Source organism: Dapis purpurea BLCC-M126, from assembly GCF_050015975.1.
Lineage (GTDB): Bacteria > Cyanobacteriota > Cyanobacteriia > Cyanobacteriales > Microcoleaceae > Trichodesmium.
The window spans coordinates 19,294-39,503 of sequence record NZ_JBNHER010000119.1 but is presented as its reverse complement, the minus strand read 5'-3'; the positions used below and the strand labels follow the sequence as shown (position 1 = coordinate 39,503).

The window sequence follows — 20,210 nt, the reverse complement described above, 5'->3', positions numbered from 1 at the left end:
ACTTGGGTATAGTAATTATATTATGTGCCCCCTTCGGGGGAGCTACGAATTGCGGTTAAATAGTTATTATAATTACAGTTCGTAGTAGGGCTTCAGCCCCAACTGTAGATAGGGCTGAAGCCCTACTACAAACCATATACTTTATTATAAGTGATTATGCGTTAGCGTAGCTCCCCCGGAGGGGGCACATGATATTATTCAGATTTGATACCAGTTTAGTAGTTGAGAGAAATATCAGGTTTGTCTCTTCGCTATATTTGCTCCTACACCTAACTAACCAATGCTTCCAAAGCATTTCTAAGTTCATCGACTGTTGTAGTTGCTGTTCCAAATTTACGCACCACCAGACTAGCAGCCAAATTTCCCAAAACTACAGCTTCCCAAGTAGAAGCACCAGCACCCAAAGCTAAAGTTAAAGCAGCTACAACTGTATCACCAGCACCAGTAACATCAAAAACATCAGTCCGGTTAAAAGCAGGAATATGCCAACAATATATTTTAGCATCACCAGTATCAGAAATAGTAAAAGAAGGTGAGGGTGCATTTAAACTAGCACTTGAACTATTTATGCGATCAAACAAACTCATTCCTTCCTCACCACGAGTAATTAAAATTTGCTCTGCATCTGTTAACTGTAACAAGTCACACCCTGCCTGATAAAGAGTATCAAAATTAGTAATTGCATATCCCACAGCTTTCTCCGCTTCAGGAAGATTAGGAGTAAATAGAGTTGCACCCTTGTAACGTTGTAAATCTTTCTGAGTATCTACAATAGTTCTTTGAGAATGAGATCTAACTGCTTCTAAAACTGGTGCTGTTAGAACACCATCTCCATAGTCGGAACAAACTACTGCATCTACTGTACCAACTTCTCGCTGAATACACTCCGCTAGTTGCAGTTGCAAATCAAATTCTGGCAAATCATCAGATTTCCGATCTATCCTAACAATTTGTTGAGTTACAGACTGACGAGCATGACCTGAGATTCTAGTTTTAGTCACGGTAGGGCGGTTAGAGTCAACTAAAATTCCAGTAGTATCAACTCCAGCAGTTTCAAAAATATGACGCAGTGCAATACCTTGATCGTCTTTTCCTAACAAACCAACAACCTTAACTTTAGCACCCAACTTAGCAAAATTATAAACCGCATTGGCTCCACCCCCAGGTACTCGCTCCGTAGTTTCGTGACGCAGAATTAATACTGGTGCTTCACGAGAAATGCGCTCAACTTGACCAGTCATAAATTCATCCAGGGTTAAATCTCCCACTACTAACACTTCAACTTGATAAAAACCTGCGAGTAAATTCAGTAGTCGAGGGGTAAAAGTTTTAAGTTGAGCGATAAATTCTGAATCTAGTACCATAATTTATTTTTCTTTGACTCAGGAGAAGGAGTAGGGTTAAACAATTACTGTAACATCAATCTGAGTTGACTTGAATCCTACCTATTTGAGTAAGAGTACTCATATCGTTTCAGCTTAAACAACCATAATAAATCTCTTATAGCATTTAATAGATCAATCTGGACTTAAGAAAATATATAGTACTACGCATTTAGGGCACGGACATTGGTAAATTTTTTTTGCAGAGCATTTGGGCAGCGAAAACTCATGGAGAGATTACTTTTAACTTTTAAGTTGGACGTACTGCTATACCTGAGGTAGAGAAGTCCGGTTAGGTCGGAGCAGACCATAAATATTTGATTGATTTATAAATAAACTCGACTTCTGAGTATGGAAACTGCACTTAATGAGGACTTAGAAGGTATTTTCTGTGATTGTGACCCACAGCGAAGCAGTCTCAAATTGTAGTTTTTTCATGCCTCATGCCTAATTCCTGTTAATAAAAAGATAGGGATCTGTGCGCGTAATTAGAAGACTTGATACGAAATTATAGCAACCCTAAATCATTTATAAAAAATTAAAAAATAGATAAAAAAGAAATAGATTAGAGACCTTCTATATAAGGTCTCTACTATGATAGTTAATTTGCCAGACATTACATCAGTAGAGTGTTTTGTCTCCCAATTGTGATGATTGGGAGTATGTCAAGATAAATAATGCCCAAAATAAATACAGCACATTTGGTGGTTTATGAAGTATACTGGCACTAGCTTTTTAAATAGTTTTTCAAGTATGGAATAGGCTGTAAATATTACTGAAAAAAAAAGATTAGAGTAATCAATAAGCAATACTTAATGTCTAATTCCACTACTTCAACTTTTGTTTTACAATAGTCACAAGTTGAGTCATTTGTTTTTTCAATGCCGCAATTTCAGCTTCCATTTTCTTAACTTGAGCTTGTAACTTTTGAATCTCGTTAGAACCACCACCCGAAGGAGCAACTTCTGCTTGCAGGTCAGCAGGACGTTTTTTGGCCAAATCAAAGGCAGATTTAATAGCCGCAGTTAATTCTTTTTTCTCAAAAGGTTTTTCTAGAAAAGCAAAATAATGTTTATCAAAAGGTTCAGGAATTTTATCCGTTACCTCTTCTTTTCGACCTGACATGAGAACTAAAGGAATCTTTTTTAACTTGGAATCGGATTGAATTTTTTGGAACACCTCCCAACCAGTAACTTTAGGCAGCAAAAAATCCAACATAATTAAGTTAGGACGTTCCTTAACAATAAATTTCAGTCCCTCTTGGCCGTCCTTTGCTTCTATAACAGTAAAGTTTCCTTGGGGAAGCATTTCTTGGACTCTTACTCTAATTACTTTACTATCATCAATAACTAAAATTTTGTGTCCTGCCACGACTAGCACCTCCAGTGATGAGTTGGTGTTTTCAAATTAATCTTATCTATATTCTTATAGTCAGCCATAAGTATAGCTAAATCTTGGCTTTAATATTCACCTGTTGTAAATATAGAAACCCAGAAAGTTATAGTTGAAGTCAGAAGTCATAATTGAGAAGTCAGAAGTTAAATTCCCAGCACGAACTAAATTTGAGATGAGTGATAATCTCTTAACCACTCTGGTCACTGTTATAGCAATCCGCGCATTGGTCGTGACAGTTTCAATAATAGTTAATTTGGGCTGAAAACCTTGAAAATTCTGACTCCTGTACGGGCAATTTCCGTTTGTCATGCTCCTAATTACGCGTTTGCGACAGCATTCGGAACGAAATCGCCCCTATGACTCCTAACTCCTAACTGCCACCAAAATATTACAACCTAAATAGAATTGCTATATATTATCGTTAATTTTTAATCATAAACTTGCTCAAAGACCTGCACTCTCTTTCAGTAGACATCTCCAGAAAAGAGCGAGTAGGGAGTAACGGGAAATAATTGATGATTTATCTACGATAATTGATTTGATTTTTTATTATTGGAGATGTCTAGTAGAGCGTCATTAGGGGATACAAATTAATGTTGTCCTTCTCAGAATTAGAATAATGTGTTATTATTCATCAGGCTCCTGGGCTAAGATTAACATTCTGTAGAGCTACCGCAAGAGCAGAAAGAGGAAATGGCCTTAGAGGCAGGTGCGCGAGAAGCAGGAAACCTAAGTGGTGAGGCTTGGTTATCTCTGATTATAGTCCAAGCGTAACGTCCGCAGAATTTCAAGGCTACAAAAAAATGGTCAATCAACTAAATATGAAAGCCCAAATCCAGAATATGCCAAAGTGGCTGCGGCCTTCTTTGGGAAAAGCTAGTGATATTTCTACTGTACAGAAAATTATCAAGCAGCGTCAGCTCCATACTATATGTGAGGAAGGTCGCTGTCCTAATAGAGGTGAATGTTATGCCCAAAAAACTGCTACTTTTTTGTTGATGGGTCCTACTTGCACCAGATCTTGTGCATTTTGTCAAGTAGATAAGGGTCACGCTCCAATGCCCTTAGACCCAGAGGAACCAGAAAAAGTAGCTGAAGCAGTGGAATTGTTGGGTTTAGAATATGTGGTACTGACTTCTGTGGCTAGGGATGATTTGCCAGATGGTGGTGCTAGTTGGTTTGTGGCAACAATGACGGCTATTAGAAAGCGTAACCCAGAGGCGAAAATTGAGGTCTTGACTGCTGATTTTTGGGGTGGTCAGGATGGAGTGGGTGTTGAGAAGTTATCTCTTTCTTTAGCTGAAAGACAAAGAAGACGGATCGAAGTAGTTGTCAATGCTGAACCTGCTTGTTATAACCACAATATTGAAACGGTAAGGCGTTTACAAGGCCCTGTCCGTCGTGGAGCAAAGTATGAGCGATCGCTTGATGTATTGCAGATTGTTAAGGAGTTAAATACGAATATTCCCACTAAATCCGGGTTAATGCTGGGACATGGAGAAACAGAAACTGAAGTAATAGAAGCAATGGCAGATTTGATAAGAGTAGGATGCGATCGCATAACTTTAGGCCAGTATATGCGACCTTCCCTAGCACATTTGCCTGTGCAAAAATATTGGACACCAGAAGAATTTGACCAGCTAGGGGCGATCGCTAAACAAATGGGATTTTCTCATGTTCGTTCTGGCCCTTTAGTTCGTAGTTCCTATCATGCTGGAGATAATATTTAAGATTATTCTGGGATAACTTCGACAATACTTTTAACGAAAAATAAAGTTTTAAAGCCTCTCCTTTAAAGGAGAAAAAAGCGGTTGTTTGCGGAGCAGTTCGTTAGGATGGGATGGCGAAGTCCCCTCGCCATATCCAATCGACCAAGAGAAGAAAAAATTTTCTTTTAACTAATCCTCTTCTTTTCAAGAAGATGTAATTATTAATTGCTAATTATTAATGATTGAATCTATCCACAAGATATATACTGCCATTCATCTTTTAATAAAGACAATAACTTTTCGTCTCCTTTAGCCTTAGCTATTAAACATCGGCGTTCCAAAATATCACATAAATTTATTTTGTGAACCTGAGCTACATTATTTTTTGCTTGAAGAAAAGTAACAGTTTGCTTCTCCTTACCTAAGGAATAGTTGACAGTACAAAACATCTTTTTAGGAGAATGCCCATGTATGGGAATATGTCTAGGGTAAGGATAATCCCATCCTTGATTCCTATGTTGTCCTGTATATTTCTCCACCTCTTCCCCAAAAATCGTATTAATAGTGGGAAGGTCTTGTCGATTATTTGGATAATTATTATTTAGTTTCATATCCTCAGACCCTGTTGTAAATTTATCTTTATCGACAAAAAGTATTTTTATTTATGTATCTATTTTTACATTTTCCTAAACAATATTCTGATTTTTGACAAAATTTTACATCTATAGTTAGACCTTGTAGGAAGTCTGCACCAATATCAGTTATGAGTTAGCCTTCTAGGTCTTAAATTTCTTAGGTAATGTCATGCTACGCAAACGTCATCTGTGACGTTTTACTTTTGCGTAGCAGTGTATCTCGGAAAATAAAATCTTTCACTTAGTTTCGATATTGTCCACACTCTATCCCCTTATAGGAACTTAACTATTCATTTTTTTCTATAAAAAAATTAGCCTACTTTTCTATGTTGACAAAATAGCCAAGTATTATTTAATATAAAACTATAAATAAATAAACCAACAACTTCGGCCACAATAATATATTTAACCTTAAGGTAGATTTTATGAAAAAGTCTATAAAAAATAAGTCTACTACTACTCATCCATTGAATAGATTTGTAACTAGAGATGCTTTAGCATTTCATTTAGGAATTAAATCAGACAATATCTACAAAATAAACTGTTGGCGATATGTAATTCATGTTGTAGGAAAAAGTAAAAGTAGATTTGTCAGTTATGCTGATATGCCACCAATTTTAGGAGTAGAGCAACCAAGAAAAGCTGATTTTGCTAAATGGCGCAAGCGTATAAAAACTAGAAAGCAAAAGTATGTACCTAAATTTTGGGCACAGTTTTATATAAAAAAGATTGAAGATTCAAATTCAATTCAAACCTTATTAAAATGGGAAAATTTAGTCAAACAATGTAAGCCATTAATATCATTAGAAGGAATCAAAAAAATTGAAAATACTTTAGCTCAAGAAAAGTCTCGATTAGAAAACATCAGTCACCAAAATTTTTGAAATAAAACGATAAAAATATTGATTGATATTTTACTAATTGGTAAGTTTAGTAAAATATCAATTGAGTAAAATAGTAAAATTAATTAACTTATATTTTTAAGAGATTTAAATAAAGTGATCCTATTTAAATTGTAATATTTTGGTAGTATGGGAGACTGGCCATTTCCCAGACAGGAGTCATAATTCTAAACATTTTCAGCTTAAATTGATTATTATAAAAATTTTTACAAGTAACGATTGGATAGCTATATTAAATCCGACAAAGTAAATCTGGCAAAAGAAAATTAGGCTCTAGAAGGAAAAAAACAGAATAAGTAAGATAACATCTACTCCCCATATTGACTAAATTGCCTCAAAATAAAGAGTATAGATATAGTCAAGGAATAAGGAGTAGACCATGCGACTATTACACACCATGCTACGAGTCGGTAACTTAGAAGAATCCCTCAAATTCTACTGCGATGTCCTCGGCATGAAATTACTACGCCAGAAAGACTATCCTGGTGGTGAATTTACTCTGGCCTTCGTTGGTTATGGCGATGAGTCAGACCATACAGTATTAGAACTGACCTATAACTGGGGTACCGATAAATACGATTTGGGCAACGCTTATGGCCATATTGCTTTGGGAGTTGATGATATTTATGGCACTTGCGAACAAATCAAAGCACAAGGAGGCAAAGTTACTAGGGAACCAGGGCCAATGAAACATGGTTCCACAGTTATTGCTTTTGTGGAAGACCCAAATGGATATAAAGTAGAGCTAATTGAGTTAAGCACTCGCAGTAGCACTTCAGAAAAAGAAGTTGCAGCTACTGCTAATTAATAAATTACAGAAGAGGGAGAAGAGAAGAAGTTAAGGAAGTCAGAAGTTGTTTTTGTAATGGGGATGCGTGAGTAACCCTCCAAAGACATTTCCCCCCAAAAGGTGGGAGAAATTAACCAATTATTTTGATAATAAATAATTATTAATCAACTCAACCCTAAATGATGTTTTTGGCTATCTTTATTTAATCTGAAAAACTAAGGGAGGATTAATTTGTGGTAAATATTTTGGCTGGAAAAATATAAAATTAACATCTATGAACTTTTGTCATAATTTTGCAAAATCATAGACTTATTGAAGAGATAAATGCAGTCTGAAGTTAGACCCACAATATATCTTCACTTCTTCCTTTTCTAAAAAAAGAAGGGTTAAACTAAGCTACAGCAAGGTTAAAACTACTATATAACTATAATTTTATTTAACTACCGATGGACAATTGATAATTAATCAACGAGGTCATTATCCATTATCCATTATCCATTATCCATTATCCATTATCCATTATCCATGCAGCCAACTGACCCAAGCAAATTTACAGAACAAGCCTGGGATGCTATAGTGAAATCCCAAGATGTTGCTAAACGCTACCAAAACCAACAACTAGAAGTAGAACACTTAATTATTGCCCTCCTAGAACAACAAGGCACAGCAAATAAAATTTTAAATCGTGCTGGTATAGAACCAGAACGCCTCCTGCAACAAATAGACGCCTTTGCTAAACGCCAACCTAAAGTTGGTAGTATAGAACATCTCTACCTAGGCCAAGGTCTGGAAATTTTTCTAGACTTGGCAGATGAAGCGAAAGAAAAATGGGAAGATAAATTTATTGCCGTTGAACATCTCCTAGTTGCCTTTCACCAAGATAAACGTCTCGGTAATAAACTTATTGGTGGTGGTACTCCCCAACTACCAACTCGCCCTGGTTTTGAACGCCCCCAAACTACTCCACAAATTGAATTTGAAGAACTAGAGGCAACTATTAAAGCAGTTCGAGGTAGTAGCAAAGTCGAAGACCAAAACCCAGAAGCTTCTTACGATGCTTTGGAAAAATATGGGCGTGACCTGACAGAATTAGCTAAGGCAGGCAAACTTGACCCGGTTATTGGCAGAGATGAAGAAATTCGGCGGGTGGTTAGTTGTCTATCTCGTCGGACAAAAAATAATCCTGTTCTGATTGGGGAACCAGGGGTGGGTAAGACGGCGATCGCCGAAGGTTTAGCTCAACGTATTGTTAATGGGGATGTGCCAGAGTCTCTCAAAGAACGGCAACTTATTAGTCTTGACATGGGTAGTCTCATTGCCGGGGCAAAGTTTAGAGGGGAATTTGAAGAACGTCTCAGATCGGTTTTGCGGGAAGTTACCCACTCGGACGGTCAAATTATTTTATTTATTGACGAATTACATACAGTTGTTGGTGCAGGTTCGGGTGGTGGTACTGGTTCGGGGGTAGATGCGGGAAATTTGCTCAAACCAATGCTTGCTCGTGGGGAACTCCGTTGTATTGGTGCAACAACTATTGATGAATATCGTAAACATATAGAGAAAGACGCTGCTCTGGAACGTCGGTTTCAAAAAGTAGAGGTTGGTCAACCTAGCGTTGAGGATACTATTTCTATTTTGCGGGGGTTGAAAGACCGTTACGAAACTCACCACGGTGTAAAAATTACTGATGCAGCTTTGGTTGCTGCTGCTACCTTATCTAACCGTTATATTTCTGACCGCTTTTTGCCAGATAAGGCGATCGACTTGGTAGATGAAGCTGCTGCTCAATTAAAAATGGAAATTACTTCTAAACCAGTGGAGTTAGAGGCTATTGATAGACGGATAATGCAGTTGGAAATGGAAAAACTTTCTATTGAAGGAGAGTTGCAAGGCAATAATAAAGATAAAAATGCTGAAGCTACCTCACCTGTAAAAGTATCTCCAGCTTTACAACGCATTACTAATGAAATTAATATTTTAAAGAAAAAACAGGAAAAATTTTCTTCTCAATGGTCTGGGGAAAAAGAGTTGTTAAATGCTATTAACTCTCTCAAAGCAGAAGAAGATAAATTAAAAGTACAAATAGAACAAGCAGAACGAGCTTATGATTTGAATAGAGCAGCTCAATTGAAATATGGGGAACTAGAAACTGTACATCGTGATCGTGAAGCTAAGGAAGCAGAGTTATTAAAAGTACAAGCTAAAGGTTCTTCCCTCCTCCGGGAACAAGTTACAGATGCGGATATTGCCACTATCGTTGCTAAGTGGACGGGTATTCCGGTAAATCGTTTATTGGAGTCGGAACGTCAGAAATTACTCCAACTAGAAAAACATCTACATCAAAGAGTAATTGGTCAGTCTGAAGCTGTGGAAGCTGTAGCAGCAGCTATTAGAAGGGCAAGAGCAGGAATGAAAGACCCTGGACGACCAATTGGTTCGTTTATGTTTTTAGGTCCGACTGGAGTTGGTAAAACTGAGTTAGCACGGGCATTAGCAGGATTTCTATTTGACCGGGATGATGCTTTAGTACGAATTGATATGTCGGAATATATGGAGAAACACGCCGTTTCTCGGTTAGTGGGTGCCCCTCCTGGATATGTAGGTTATGACCAAGGGGGTCAGTTATCGGAGGCAGTTAGGCGACATCCTTATTCTGTGGTTTTGTTTGATGAAGTGGAGAAGGCACACCCAGATGTATTTAATGTATTATTACAGGTATTAGATGATGGTAGGATTACTGATTCTCAAGGAAGGGTAGTTGACTTTAGTAATACTGTGATTGTTATGACCAGTAATATTGGTAGTGAGTATATTTTGGATGTAGCGGGAGATGATTCTAAGTATGAGGAAATGTATAAGCGGGTAATGGGAGGATTAAGAAAACATTTCCGCCCAGAATTTTTAAACAGGGTAGATGAGATTATATTGTTCCACACTTTAAGGAAGAGTGAATTACGTCAAATTGTGGAGATTCAAGTGAAGAGAATTGAACGATTATTAGGGGAGCAAAAAATTAGTTTGAAGTTGACTGCTACAACATTAGATCACATTGCTGAAGTTGGATATGACCCGGTTTATGGAGCACGACCTTTAAAGCGGGCAATTCAAAGAGAATTAGAAAATCCTTTGGCAAATTTGATTTTAGAGAATAAATTTATTGGTGGAGATATTGTAGTAATTGATTGTGTAGATGGTAGTTTGGTGTTTGGAAAAAAAGAGGAAGCGGAATTGGTGAAAAGGTAATAAATAACAGTGCGAGCTTCTAGCTCGCCAGTCAAAATTCTTAGGCAAAAGTGTTAATGAAAAAAAAGAGGTAAATCAACTTGCCAACTGCTGAACAAAGCATTAGATGTGTCGTACTCTGTCAATCTTTAACTAATACATTGACTCCTATTTTTATTGTTCATCTAGATGAACGAACAGGTAATTTATTTATCTTGGCAGGAGATAATATAGAGATAGAAATATATGCCGATGGTATTTGGAAATTTTTATAATTAAACTAGATTTTAATAGCATGAATAAAGATCAACTTAGAGCTTATGTTATTGCTAATCCTAATGATAAAGCATCATTTCATATATTTGTTGATCGATTTACATCTGAAGCTCCAAGAGAGACTTTTGATATTCCAAAATCAATTGCTGAAGTTGAAGAAGTTGATATTTTGATTAGAAAAAAATTAGAACAACTTAAAATAAATTAGATGCAAAAATTGTAAATTTTTTTCCCCTGTCTTTCCTAGATAATTAACAGTTTAATGGTTGATTATTTACACATAATAGAATATAGCATTTATCATATTCATAATATCCATTTTTTTATTGTTCTCTGTTCCCTGTTCCCTAAAAGTCTTCAATATCTCATAACTTAAATCATATTGCTATATTTCAAATTTAAAAACTTTCATCTTAGATTATTTTTTCTAACAATCTGCCAAGTATTTTTGATAACTATGTTACTCAGTCTAGATTTTCAATTAAGTATCTCATATAAGCAGCAAGTTCCAAATATAGAATACACAAATTAACTTCTTAATAATCTCACATTTTTCTAAGATATAGAATTAATTGATTTAGACCTCTATAAAAATATTTAACCCTTTAAAATCACTATGTATTGTATTACAGTTTCATAGGTAGTGAAATCCGAATCAGATATTTGGTGCAATCCCTGTTTAAAAAAAAGACTCCATAAATCACAATTATTAAATAGTATTGAAGACTTACCAACAGAATTGGCCATAAGTCTAAAAATTACAGTTTAGTATCTTTGAAGATATTTAAACACTAGAAAATTACCTGAATACTCTACTAAATATTCACCTAGATAAAATAGATAAACACTATGAGTACAACACTAGAAAAAGGTAAAATCAGTATCCATACTGAAAATATCTTCCCAATTATCAAAAAATCTCTCTATACTGACCATGAAATTTTCTTAAGGGAATTAGTATCTAATGGTGTAGATGCTATTGCGAAACTAAAAATGGTAGCTCGAACTGGTGAATATAGTGGAGATATTACCACTCCAGAAATAGAAATCAAAATAGACAAAGATAATCAAACTCTTTCTATTACCGATAATGGTATTGGGATGACTGGCGATGAGATTAAAAAATACATTAATCAAGTTGCTTTTTCCAGTGCTGAAGAGTTCATAGAAAAATATAAAGGCAGCGAAAACGACGCTATTATCGGTCACTTTGGTTTGGGTTTTTACTCCTCTTTCATGGTGGCAAAAAAGGTAGAAATTGATACCCTTTCCTATCAAGAAGGATCAGAAGCTATTCATTGGAGTTGTGACGGTTCTCCAGAATTTGAAATATCAGATTCTACTCGTACAGAACGAGGTACAACTATTACCTTAACTCTCCAAGATGAAGAAAAAGAATATCTCGAATCTACTCGCATTCAACAGTTAATTAAAACTTACTGTGATTTTATGCCAGTGCCCATAAAATTTGAGGGTGAAGAAGTTAATAAACATAAAGCAATCTGGCGAGAATCTACTCAAAATGTAACTCAAGAAGACTATCTAGAACTATATCGTCACCTTTATCCTTTTCAAGAAGAGCCTTTATTATGGGTTCATCTCAACACTGATTATCCTTTTATTGTTAATGGCATTCTTTATTTTCCCAAGTTAAAGCCAGATGTAGATGTTACTCAAGGCAATATTAAACTGTTCTGTAATCAGGTATTTGTTACCGACCATTGTGAAGAAATTATTCCTAAATTTTTAATGCCATTACGAGGAGTAATTGATAGTACAGATATTCCTCTCAATGTTTCTCGGAGTTCTCTATTAAGTAATAGAACTGTCAGAAGAATAGCTGATTATATAGCTAAAAAAGTAGGCGATCGCCTAAAAGAACTTTATCGCGATGAACGGGATAAATATATTAGTGGTTGGCAAGATGTTGGTACATTTGTTAAGTTTGGTGCTTTGAATGACGATAAGTTTAAAAAGCAAGTAGAAGATATCGTAATTTACCGCACTACAGCTCAACTAAACCAAAGCGAAACAACTGAAACTGAAGCTAAACCAGCAGTAGAAGTACAAGCAGAAGGAGAAGATGTTTGGCAAGAAGTAACTCCAGAAAATTATGAAGCTAAAAATACTGACGAAAAAGGTTTTTATTACACAACTCTTAAAGAATATTTAGAACGTAATAAAGAACGTCACGAAAATCGAGTTTATTATTGTACCGAACCTGCTTCCCAAGCAACTTATGTAGAACTACATAAAAACCAAGGATTAGAAGTTTTATTCCTCGATTCTTTCATCGATACTCACTTTATTAGTTTCCTAGAAAGAGAATATCAAGATGTTAAATTTTCTAGGGTAGATTCCGATCTAGATGAAACATTAATTGATAAAGAAAATCAATCAGAAATAGTTGACCCAACAACAAATAAAACTCGCAGTGAACAAATTAAAGAGTTATTTGAAAAAGCACTCGATAAACCAAAGGTAAATATTAAAGCTCAGGCATTAAAATCAGAAGATGCTAAAGCTACTCCACCAGCAATGGTATTATTACCAGAAGCAATGCGAAGGTTACGGGATATGACTGCTATGTTACAGCAGGAAAAAACAGAATTTCCCGAAGACCACGTTTTGTTAGTTAATACAGCTCATCCATTAATTCAAAATCTTGCTAATATTGGTCAAGGTGGTATTATTCAGGGTAGTGGGGAATCTCCATCAGCAGAATTAGCCAAAGAAATATGTCATCATGTTTACGATTTAGCCTTAATGGCACAAAAAGGTTTTGATGCTGAAGGTATGAAAGATTTTGTCGAACGGTCTAATGAAGTCTTAACTAAGTTAACAGAACGTGCAATGTAGATTTTACTAACTCTTTTAGGGTTGAAAAATTGTATAACTAAAAGTGACCAAAATAATTACTACAAAACTCCATAAAAGTTTTGTAGTAATAAATTTATGATAAGAAATTATTTTGAATTAATTTCTAGTCATAAGGTTCCATCAGAAGCCTGGATCTAACATATTAACTTTGATGTAGGATGGTAAAATTTTTGAGAAGAATTCCTACATATACTTTACTTATTTATTATATCTCTCTATCTCCTTGTTTCCCCTATATAATAGAAAAATTGTCAGCAAATAATTAGGATTACACAATGAGTCGTAAATGTCAATTGACTGGAAAGAAAGCTAATAATGGCTATGCAGTTTCCCACTCTCACATTCGTACCCACAAATTACAGCACGCAAATCTCCAGTGGAAAAGAGTGTGGTGGCCTCAAGGTAATCGTTGGGTCAAGCTAAAATTATCTACCAAAGCAATTAAAACTTTGGAACACAAAGGTATACAAGCTATGGCCAAGGAAGTTGGTATTAACTTGAATAAGTGTTGATATCACTATTCCTATGCTCCAATAATTTAGCCCTGTCCTCATCAACTATAGGATAGGGCTATTTATTTATTGATTTATTTATTTTTTCCTGATGATGCTTAATTAGTATGTATATATATTAAATTTATTGAAATTCAGGATCTTTAAAGGGGTTATAAGAATAATATTTTTAGCCAATAGGTAAGAAACTGTTTGTCAAATCAGTATTTCAAGACTGACGATCGCCAAGGATTTCAACTTCTTGTCTCATAGCAAATTTATCTCAAAAGGACTTTATATAAGTCTATCTTAAATAAGTATGATCAATGACTCCTAAAAATTCAGTTCTGGAAAATTTTGAAGGGTTTCTTTTTTGTTTAAACTTCATGTCGGCAAAAGACCCCTAGCATAGCAATAGTCTTGGGGTCGGGAGAATGTCAAATTTTCTCGCTCGACAATCCCAAAACCTTTATTTTTCCTTAGAAAACTATAGATTAAATTATGAATTTACGAAGATATACTGTTGTTATATTAGCATAATATAGGATATATTTCAAACATAGAATTACTAAATATAGGATATAAATTATTATGACTGATTTTACTGTGGTAATCCCTACATATAACGGTGCTGCAAGATTACCATTAGTTCTAGAGGAATTACGTACTCAAATTAATACAGAAAGAATATCTTGGGAAGTCATTGTTATAGATAACAACAGCAAAGATAAAACGGAAAAAATAGTTAGAGAATATCAAAAAAATTGGCCTCACCAAATCATCCTAAAATACTGTTTTGAAGAACAACAAGGTGCAGGATTTGCTAGAAAGAAAGCTGTTCAATCAGCAAATTCACCTTTAATTGGGTTCCTAGATGATGATAATATTCCGGCACAAGATTGGGTAGCATCAGCTTATGAATTTGCTCAAAAATATCCTAAAGCAGGAGCTTATGCTAGTCAAATTCATGGAGATTTTGCCGGAGAACTACCACCTAATTTCGATCGGATTAAACAATTTTTTGCAATTACTGAAAGGGGCGAAGAACCATTACTCTATCAACCAGCATTGAAGGTAATACCTCCTTCTGCTGGATTAGTAGTTCGCAGGGAAGCTTGGTTAGAAAGTGTTCCAAAAAGTTGTATATTAAGTGGTAGAAAACCAGGATCAATGTTAACGGCGGAAGATACAGAAACTATTAGTTATATTCAACAAGCAGGGTGGGAAATTTGGTATAATCCAGCAATGGAAGTAATTCACAAAATTTCCAAACATCGATTGGAAAAAGATTATTTAATTAGTTTTTTCCGTGGCATAGGTTTGAGTCGTTATGTAACCAGAATGTTGGGAGTTAAGCCATGGTTAAAACCATTGGCTTTTTTAGCTTATACAGTAAATGATACTAGGAAAATTATCCGCCATTTACTCAAATATAATCTCAAGTTACGAACAGATATAGTAGCAGGGTGTGAATTGGAATTATATATCAATAGTTTAATTAGTCCTTTTTATTTATGGAAAAATGGTTATTTAGCAAAGGTTGAAGAAAATCAGAATTCAGCCGTAGAATCTCAGGTGGTTTAGGTAGAATTGCTCAAATATAATGAAAAAGTTTCACCACTGTCTTAATGAAGGTCAAGTTATCAAATCAACCTATTAAAGTAGAAATTGAACAAGTATTCGAATGGATAAAACATAGTGAAAAACTGGAGAAATATGAACATGAGTTACTCAAAGAAATCCCCCATCTTAGTCTAACTTATGAAGAGCATCTACTCCATCAAGAGTTTCACCAAAAAAACTGTAGACAAAATTACAGAATTACTCGATCTTCCCTCATTACAAGTGAAAACTAATTTAGTGAAATTAATGCCATTATAATTATCAAAAATGGTATAAAATTATGAAGATTTGGTTCATGCAATTAAAGTAAGTAAGTATGCACATTTTCTGGATGAAAACTCAAAATATTAATTTATTTATTTGAAAAAAAACTATGATTGAAACACAAAGACCAATTTTTATTATTGGTTGCCCCCGTTCTGGTACAACACTACTTAGATTAATTCTGGATTCTCATCCTAATATTAGTTGCGGACCAGAAACACAATTTTTAGAAGATTTACAAACAATCGTAGGCAGGCATTGGATAAGGATAGAACGCTATGGATTTGAAAAAAATTACTGGTATCAAAAAATAGGAGATTTTTTTGATTCTTTTCAAATGGAATATGCTGCCAAAAGAGGCAAGAAACGTTGGGCTGAAAAATCACCAAATTATACAATGAAATTAGGTTTTATTAATGCTTTATTTCCTAAGAGTCAATTTATTCATATTATTAGAGATGGGAGAGATGTGGTAGCTTCCCATCGCGATCGCTGGGGATATAAAGCCGGAATTCGATCTATTAGGACCTGGCGTAATCATGTAAAAAGTGCTGTTAAGTTTGGGAAAAAGTCACCTAAAAATTGTTATTATGAACTGCGCTATGAGGAGTTAGTTAAAAATACAGAAAAAACTTTACTTCCCTTATTTGAGTTTTTGCAAGAACCCTGGGATGCAAATGTTCTTAAATATAATGAAATAGAACATAATAATGGTCCAGAATATGAAACTCTAGCAGAATATCGTCGTCAAAGTAATAATGATAATTCCCTAATTTACACTTCACAAGTGGGTGCGGGTCAAAAAAGTTTAGATCCATTTTTGAGAGTCTTATTTAACCTGCGTTGTGGCGAACTTATGGAAGAGCTAGGTTATCAGTAAAAGACATCTCCAAAAATCAAAAATAAAATCAATTTTGAGCGATAAAGTATCAATTACTTCTTCTTATTACCTTTTTTCTGGAGATATTTCAACATGACTGTTATTCACATAAATAGTAATTTGTCAAAAAAATTAAATCCCTTTTTGACAGGAGAGCTAATATCCTGACCGAAATTTAAAAATCAAGTTGAAAAAAAAGTCGCTCCCCGATCGAATTACTGTTAGATATGGGAATACTAACTATGTGTAACGATTATCTATCGAAATTCACATTTTGATAGGAGAATAAATCTCCATATTAAGTTAAGTGAAAATTGTAGTATAGGAATGAGCGCTCAGGTATTTACAATGTCCAGCTCAAAGCCCAGTAAGCAAAAAGGTTTACAAAAAATAATGTGTAAATATACAAGCGCACATTGCTATAACTGTATTTACGACAGTGGCAACCCACCAATAATGTTGGGAGTTAAGCCATGGTTAAAACTATTGGCTTTTTTAGCTTATACGGTAAATGATACTCGGAAAATTATCCGCCATTTACTTAAATATAATCTCAAGTTACGAACAGATATAGTAGCAGCTTGTGAATTAGAATTATATATTAATAGTTTAATTAGTCCTTTTTATTTGTGGAAAAATGGTTATTTGAGTCAAGTCGATTCAGATTTTACTACTGAAGTAGAATCTCAAATAGGTTTGAGTGTGAAATAAACAGTTTGTCATGCCCACCATAATCTATCTCTTTAAATATTGTTTGAATTTAGTTCTCAATTCAGAATAATTTTTAAGTAAAATTTGAGGAAAGAGGTTATAGTATTTTTCCCATCTATCATTCAGATTAGTAGACTGTTTATGCAAAGAAACTTGAATTTGATTTGGCTTTGGTAAAGGCTCAATTTTAAGAAACTTGATAATGTCTATTGTGGTAATTTCTATAGATTGACAAAAATTTTCATAAATAACCTCATAAATATCTATATCGTTTTGTTGAAAAAATCTTTGCCATGCTCCCTCATGTCTTTTGATACCTTCTTGAATACGATAGATAGCTAAAGGATTAAAATTAGGTCTATTTAACTGCTTTTTCTGGGTATTGGTAATCTTTTGAGACCATATTCCTGTTTGTTGGGCAATTTCAGTAGAAATAGCTTGCTTGAGTATATTCTCACGTCTAATATAAATAAAATGAGTGTTAGGGAAAAAATCATTGAGAATTTCTAAATCTGTTTTATCTTTATATCCTAAATTTTTTCGGGTAAATCTCAGAAAATATCTCATGTGTTCCCAGTGCATTTTTACACCCAAAATACCATTAGTTGTAACTCCTTTCTTCAATATTTCTTCAACATATTTGATAAAAGCAGAACTATCATTATTGTCCATTAAATTTGCAACTTGATTAGGATGAAAATACTCTCTAGGATTACCACAGTAACCAAGATTATTTAGAACGCTTGCCAATAAACTACTACCACTCCTCCCAATTGAACAAATAATATAACTTTTTTTGATTGCCATAATTTACAATTAGTGAATTTCTAAAATTAAATGACATTAACGCATCAAAAGAGGTTGAAAAATTAGAAATGATGAAATCTGAAACCAGATATTTTTGGAGAACTTTCTCCTCCTCCTCAATTGATGTATAGTTGAAAATATATTATCATTTTTTAACGTGCAACTGCAAATAAATAGCTTGTTAATAGAATATGAGGTAATAAATAACTATGTTAGACTTTACTGTTGCTATACCAACATATAATGGGGCTAGCAAATTACCCTTGGTTTTAGAGAAGTTGCGATCGCAAATCAATACACAAAATATTTCCTGGGAAATAATTGTAGTTGATAATAATAGTAGTGACAATACTGCTAAAATAATTCAAGATTATCAATCTCGCTTTTATGAATTTGTCTCTATAAAATATTTCTTTGAGCCTAAACAAGGAGCAGCATTTGCTCGGTTGAAAGCTATTAAAGAAGCAAAAAGTACCTATATTGGTTTTCTAGATGATGATGTTTTACCAGACCAAAACTGGGTATCTGCCGCATATTCTTTTTGCCAAGCTCATCCTCAAGCTGGAGCTGTAGGTGGTCAAATTCATGGTGATTTTGAAGTCGAACCCCCCCCAGAATATAGAAGAGTATACCCTTTTTTGTCTATTAGAGAACATGGTTCTAAACCCATTCTTTTTGAACCAAATAGGCTAAATTTACCAACCACAGCTTCATTAGTAATTAGTAAAAAAGCTTGGGATGAATCTGTCCCTGATCGCTTTACTCTAAGTGGTAGAGTTGGTAGCTCAATGGTGGCTTCAGAAGATTATGAATTATTATTATACATCTATAAGAATGGTTGGGAGATTTGGTATAATCCTGAGATGGAAAGTTATCATAAAATACCTGCTGATAGATTAGAGAGAAATTATTTATTATCCTTAAGTCGTGCCTGTGGTTTACCAACTTATTTCCTTCTGACAATTAACGCTAAGAGTTGGGAAAAACCAATACTATTTGCAAGAACATTATTAGGAAATTCACGCCGGATAATTCTGCATTTGATTAAGTATCGTGGTCAAGTTAGAACAGATTTAATACCAGCTTTTGATTTAGAATTCTTTTGGGGTAGTCTGCTCAGTCCTTTTTATAGTTTTTACAAGTTGCGTAAAAATAAATAGTTTCCCCTCTTTACTTAATTAAATTTTGTCTAACTCCAGTTACCTAAAAACCTCAACAAAAGTATATTTATGCTTGGATAAATTCAAAAAATATGCCCCTAATATCCGTAATTATTCCCGCTTATAACGCTGAGAAAACAATCCAAGAGACGATAGAATCAGTTATCAATCAAAGCTTTTCTGATTGGGAATTAATTGTAGTTAATGATGGTTCTCAAGATAGAACTGTAGAGGTAGTAGATCAAATAAAAGACCCAAGAATTAAGGTTTTTTCTTATCCAAATACTGGTGTATCTGCCAGTCGCAACCGAGGTTTCGATAAATCAGTAGGAGAGTTTATCTCTTTCCTTGATGCTGACGATCTTTGGACTCCTGATAAATTAGAGTCTCAATTAAATGCTTTGTGCTCCCATCCAGAGGTGGCAGTTGCTTATAGTTGGACTGATTATATTGATGAATCGGGTCACTTTTTGTTTCCAGGCCAACACGCTACTCTTAATGGTAAAATTTATAGCCAAATATTAGTTAAGTTTTTTTTGGAAAATGGTTCTAATATGTTAGTTCGTAGGGAAGCTTTCCTTAAAGTTGGTGGCTTTAAAGAAGCACTTTTTATGGGCGAAGATTGGGAATGCTGTATTAGTTTGGCTAAAGAGTATGAGTTTGTAGCAGTGCCTCGCCCTCAGATTTTATATCGTCAATCTACTGGTACTGCTTCTGATAATGTTTATAAATATGAACAGGAATGCTTGAAGGTTATTGAGAGTATTTTTAGTGATGCTCCTGCATCTCTTCAGCACTTAAAAAAACATAGCTTGGCACATAATTATAAATATCTTGCTTGCAAAACGATTAACTCTCAACCAACACCAAAAAAAGGCTTGGCAGTGATGAAATTTATTTTGCTTTATGCTCTCAACGATCCTTATCTTAAATCGAACTTTAAGTTGATGTTTACAATCTTTGTTAAAAGCTTAGGATTTATTTTTTTACCACCTGCTATTTATCAAAACTTGTTAGGTTCTGTTAAGAGTATAAAACTTAAAGATTAACAAGAGAAAAGAGTGACAATGGTCTGAATTAAAC

The 20,210-nt window shown here is 34.6% G+C and carries 17 protein-coding genes; 13 read left to right on the top strand and 4 right to left on the bottom strand.

The window, feature by feature from the left end; all coding sequences use genetic code 11:
* Positions 1–269 precede the first annotated feature (269 nt).
* Entirely contained in the window at positions 270–1,364 is a 1,095-nt protein-coding gene (locus ACP6PL_RS11015) for a bifunctional heptose 7-phosphate kinase/heptose 1-phosphate adenyltransferase (RefSeq protein ID WP_426545303.1), read from the bottom strand.
* An 846-nt stretch (positions 1,365–2,210) separates the two neighbouring features.
* The gene (locus ACP6PL_RS11010; RefSeq protein ID WP_426545302.1) at positions 2,211–2,753 is read right to left on the bottom strand and encodes a response regulator; all 543 of its coding nucleotides are present in this window, start codon (positions 2,751–2,753) and stop codon (positions 2,211–2,213) included.
* Between the two features lie 827 nt (positions 2,754–3,580).
* Here ACP6PL_RS11010 and lipA point away from each other — a divergent pair.
* A complete protein-coding gene (gene lipA, locus ACP6PL_RS11005) occupies positions 3,581–4,507 on the top strand; it encodes a lipoyl synthase (protein ID WP_426545301.1) in 927 nt (308 codons plus the stop codon).
* Between the two features lie 227 nt (positions 4,508–4,734).
* On the opposite strand, the gene ACP6PL_RS11000 is transcribed toward lipA, so the two are convergent.
* Positions 4,735–5,097 (bottom strand): DUF4278 domain-containing protein, encoded by a 363-nt coding sequence (locus tag ACP6PL_RS11000; RefSeq protein ID WP_426545300.1) that lies wholly within the window; start codon positions 5,095–5,097, stop codon positions 4,735–4,737.
* Positions 5,098–5,546: 449 nt separating this feature from the next.
* Here ACP6PL_RS11000 and ACP6PL_RS10995 point away from each other — a divergent pair, with 449 nt between their 5' ends.
* From ACP6PL_RS10995 to ACP6PL_RS10950, 10 genes are all read left to right on the top strand, one after another.
* Positions 5,547–6,005 carry a hypothetical protein gene (locus ACP6PL_RS10995; RefSeq protein ID WP_426545299.1) on the top strand — a complete coding sequence of 153 codons (459 nt, stop codon included), beginning with the start codon at positions 5,547–5,549 and terminating at the stop codon, positions 6,003–6,005.
* Positions 6,006–6,402: 397 nt separating this feature from the next.
* The gene (gloA, locus tag ACP6PL_RS10990; protein ID WP_426545298.1) at positions 6,403–6,831 is read left to right on the top strand and encodes a lactoylglutathione lyase; all 429 of its coding nucleotides are present in this window, start codon (positions 6,403–6,405) and stop codon (positions 6,829–6,831) included.
* 507 nt (positions 6,832–7,338) lie between these two features.
* Positions 7,339–10,056, top strand: coding sequence for an ATP-dependent chaperone ClpB (gene clpB / locus ACP6PL_RS10985; protein WP_426545297.1), 2,718 nt, complete (start codon positions 7,339–7,341; stop codon positions 10,054–10,056).
* An 80-nt stretch (positions 10,057–10,136) separates the two neighbouring features.
* Positions 10,137–10,310 (top strand): DUF6888 family protein, encoded by a 174-nt coding sequence (locus ACP6PL_RS10980; protein ID WP_426545296.1) that lies wholly within the window; start codon positions 10,137–10,139, stop codon positions 10,308–10,310.
* Positions 10,295–10,519, top strand: a complete 225-nt coding sequence (locus tag ACP6PL_RS10975) for a DUF6887 family protein (protein WP_426545295.1) — start codon at positions 10,295–10,297, stop codon at positions 10,517–10,519. Before ACP6PL_RS10980 ends, ACP6PL_RS10975 begins: the two co-directional genes overlap by 16 nt.
* 641 nt (positions 10,520–11,160) lie before the next feature.
* Complete coding sequence (gene htpG / locus ACP6PL_RS10970; RefSeq protein ID WP_426545294.1) at positions 11,161–13,170, top strand: molecular chaperone HtpG; 2,010 nt, start codon at positions 11,161–11,163, stop codon at positions 13,168–13,170.
* A gap of 296 nt (positions 13,171–13,466) precedes the next feature.
* Positions 13,467–13,703, top strand: a complete 237-nt coding sequence (gene rpmB, locus ACP6PL_RS10965; RefSeq protein WP_293143128.1) for a 50S ribosomal protein L28 — start codon at positions 13,467–13,469, stop codon at positions 13,701–13,703.
* A gap of 570 nt (positions 13,704–14,273) precedes the next feature.
* Positions 14,274–15,266 carry a hormogonium polysaccharide biosynthesis glycosyltransferase HpsE gene (gene hpsE / locus ACP6PL_RS10960; protein ID WP_426545293.1) on the top strand — a complete coding sequence of 331 codons (993 nt, stop codon included), beginning with the start codon at positions 14,274–14,276 and terminating at the stop codon, positions 15,264–15,266.
* A 412-nt stretch (positions 15,267–15,678) separates the two neighbouring features.
* Positions 15,679–16,449: a sulfotransferase family protein gene (locus tag ACP6PL_RS10955; RefSeq protein WP_426545292.1), complete on the top strand. Its 771-nt coding sequence runs from the start codon at positions 15,679–15,681 to the stop codon at positions 16,447–16,449.
* Positions 16,450–16,797: 348 nt separating this feature from the next.
* Positions 16,798–17,160 carry a hypothetical protein gene (locus ACP6PL_RS10950; protein WP_426545291.1) on the top strand — a complete coding sequence of 121 codons (363 nt, stop codon included), beginning with the start codon at positions 16,798–16,800 and terminating at the stop codon, positions 17,158–17,160.
* A gap of 24 nt (positions 17,161–17,184) precedes the next feature.
* On the opposite strand, the gene ACP6PL_RS10945 is transcribed toward ACP6PL_RS10950, so the two are convergent.
* Positions 17,185–17,967: a Stf0 family sulfotransferase gene (locus tag ACP6PL_RS10945; RefSeq protein ID WP_426545290.1), complete on the bottom strand. Its 783-nt coding sequence runs from the start codon at positions 17,965–17,967 to the stop codon at positions 17,185–17,187.
* Positions 17,968–18,176: 209 nt separating this feature from the next.
* On the opposite strand from ACP6PL_RS10945, the gene hpsE (ACP6PL_RS10940) reads away from it, so the two are divergent.
* Both hpsE (ACP6PL_RS10940) and ACP6PL_RS10935 read left to right on the top strand, forming a co-directional pair.
* Positions 18,177–19,127: a hormogonium polysaccharide biosynthesis glycosyltransferase HpsE gene (gene hpsE / locus ACP6PL_RS10940; protein WP_426545289.1), complete on the top strand. Its 951-nt coding sequence runs from the start codon at positions 18,177–18,179 to the stop codon at positions 19,125–19,127.
* A gap of 92 nt (positions 19,128–19,219) precedes the next feature.
* Positions 19,220–20,176 carry a glycosyltransferase gene (locus tag ACP6PL_RS10935; protein ID WP_426545288.1) on the top strand — a complete coding sequence of 319 codons (957 nt, stop codon included), beginning with the start codon at positions 19,220–19,222 and terminating at the stop codon, positions 20,174–20,176.
* Positions 20,177–20,210 lie beyond the last annotated feature (34 nt).

Bases quoted from the DNA above. Each gene is read 5' to 3' on its own strand.
- ACP6PL_RS11015 (WP_426545303.1), bottom strand. From the start codon at position 1,364: ATGGTACTAGATTCAGAATTTATCGCTCAACTTAAAACTTTTACCCCT.
- lipA (WP_426545301.1), top strand. From the start codon at position 3,581: ATGGTCAATCAACTAAATATGAAAGCCCAAATCCAGAATATGCCAAAG.
- ACP6PL_RS11000 (WP_426545300.1), bottom strand. From the start codon at position 5,097: ATGAAACTAAATAATAATTATCCAAATAATCGACAAGACCTTCCCACT.
- ACP6PL_RS10995 (WP_426545299.1), top strand. From the start codon at position 5,547: ATGAAAAAGTCTATAAAAAATAAGTCTACTACTACTCATCCATTGAAT.
- gloA (WP_426545298.1), top strand. From the start codon at position 6,403: ATGCGACTATTACACACCATGCTACGAGTCGGTAACTTAGAAGAATCC.
- clpB (WP_426545297.1), top strand. From the start codon at position 7,339: ATGCAGCCAACTGACCCAAGCAAATTTACAGAACAAGCCTGGGATGCT.
- htpG (WP_426545294.1), top strand. From the start codon at position 11,161: ATGAGTACAACACTAGAAAAAGGTAAAATCAGTATCCATACTGAAAAT.
- rpmB (WP_293143128.1), top strand. From the start codon at position 13,467: ATGAGTCGTAAATGTCAATTGACTGGAAAGAAAGCTAATAATGGCTAT.
- hpsE (WP_426545293.1), top strand. From the start codon at position 14,274: ATGACTGATTTTACTGTGGTAATCCCTACATATAACGGTGCTGCAAGA.
- ACP6PL_RS10955 (WP_426545292.1), top strand. From the start codon at position 15,679: ATGATTGAAACACAAAGACCAATTTTTATTATTGGTTGCCCCCGTTCT.
- ACP6PL_RS10950 (WP_426545291.1), top strand. From the start codon at position 16,798: ATGTCCAGCTCAAAGCCCAGTAAGCAAAAAGGTTTACAAAAAATAATG.
- ACP6PL_RS10945 (WP_426545290.1), bottom strand. From the start codon at position 17,967: ATGGCAATCAAAAAAAGTTATATTATTTGTTCAATTGGGAGGAGTGGT.
- hpsE (WP_426545289.1), top strand. From the start codon at position 18,177: ATGTTAGACTTTACTGTTGCTATACCAACATATAATGGGGCTAGCAAA.
- ACP6PL_RS10935 (WP_426545288.1), top strand. From the start codon at position 19,220: ATGCCCCTAATATCCGTAATTATTCCCGCTTATAACGCTGAGAAAACA.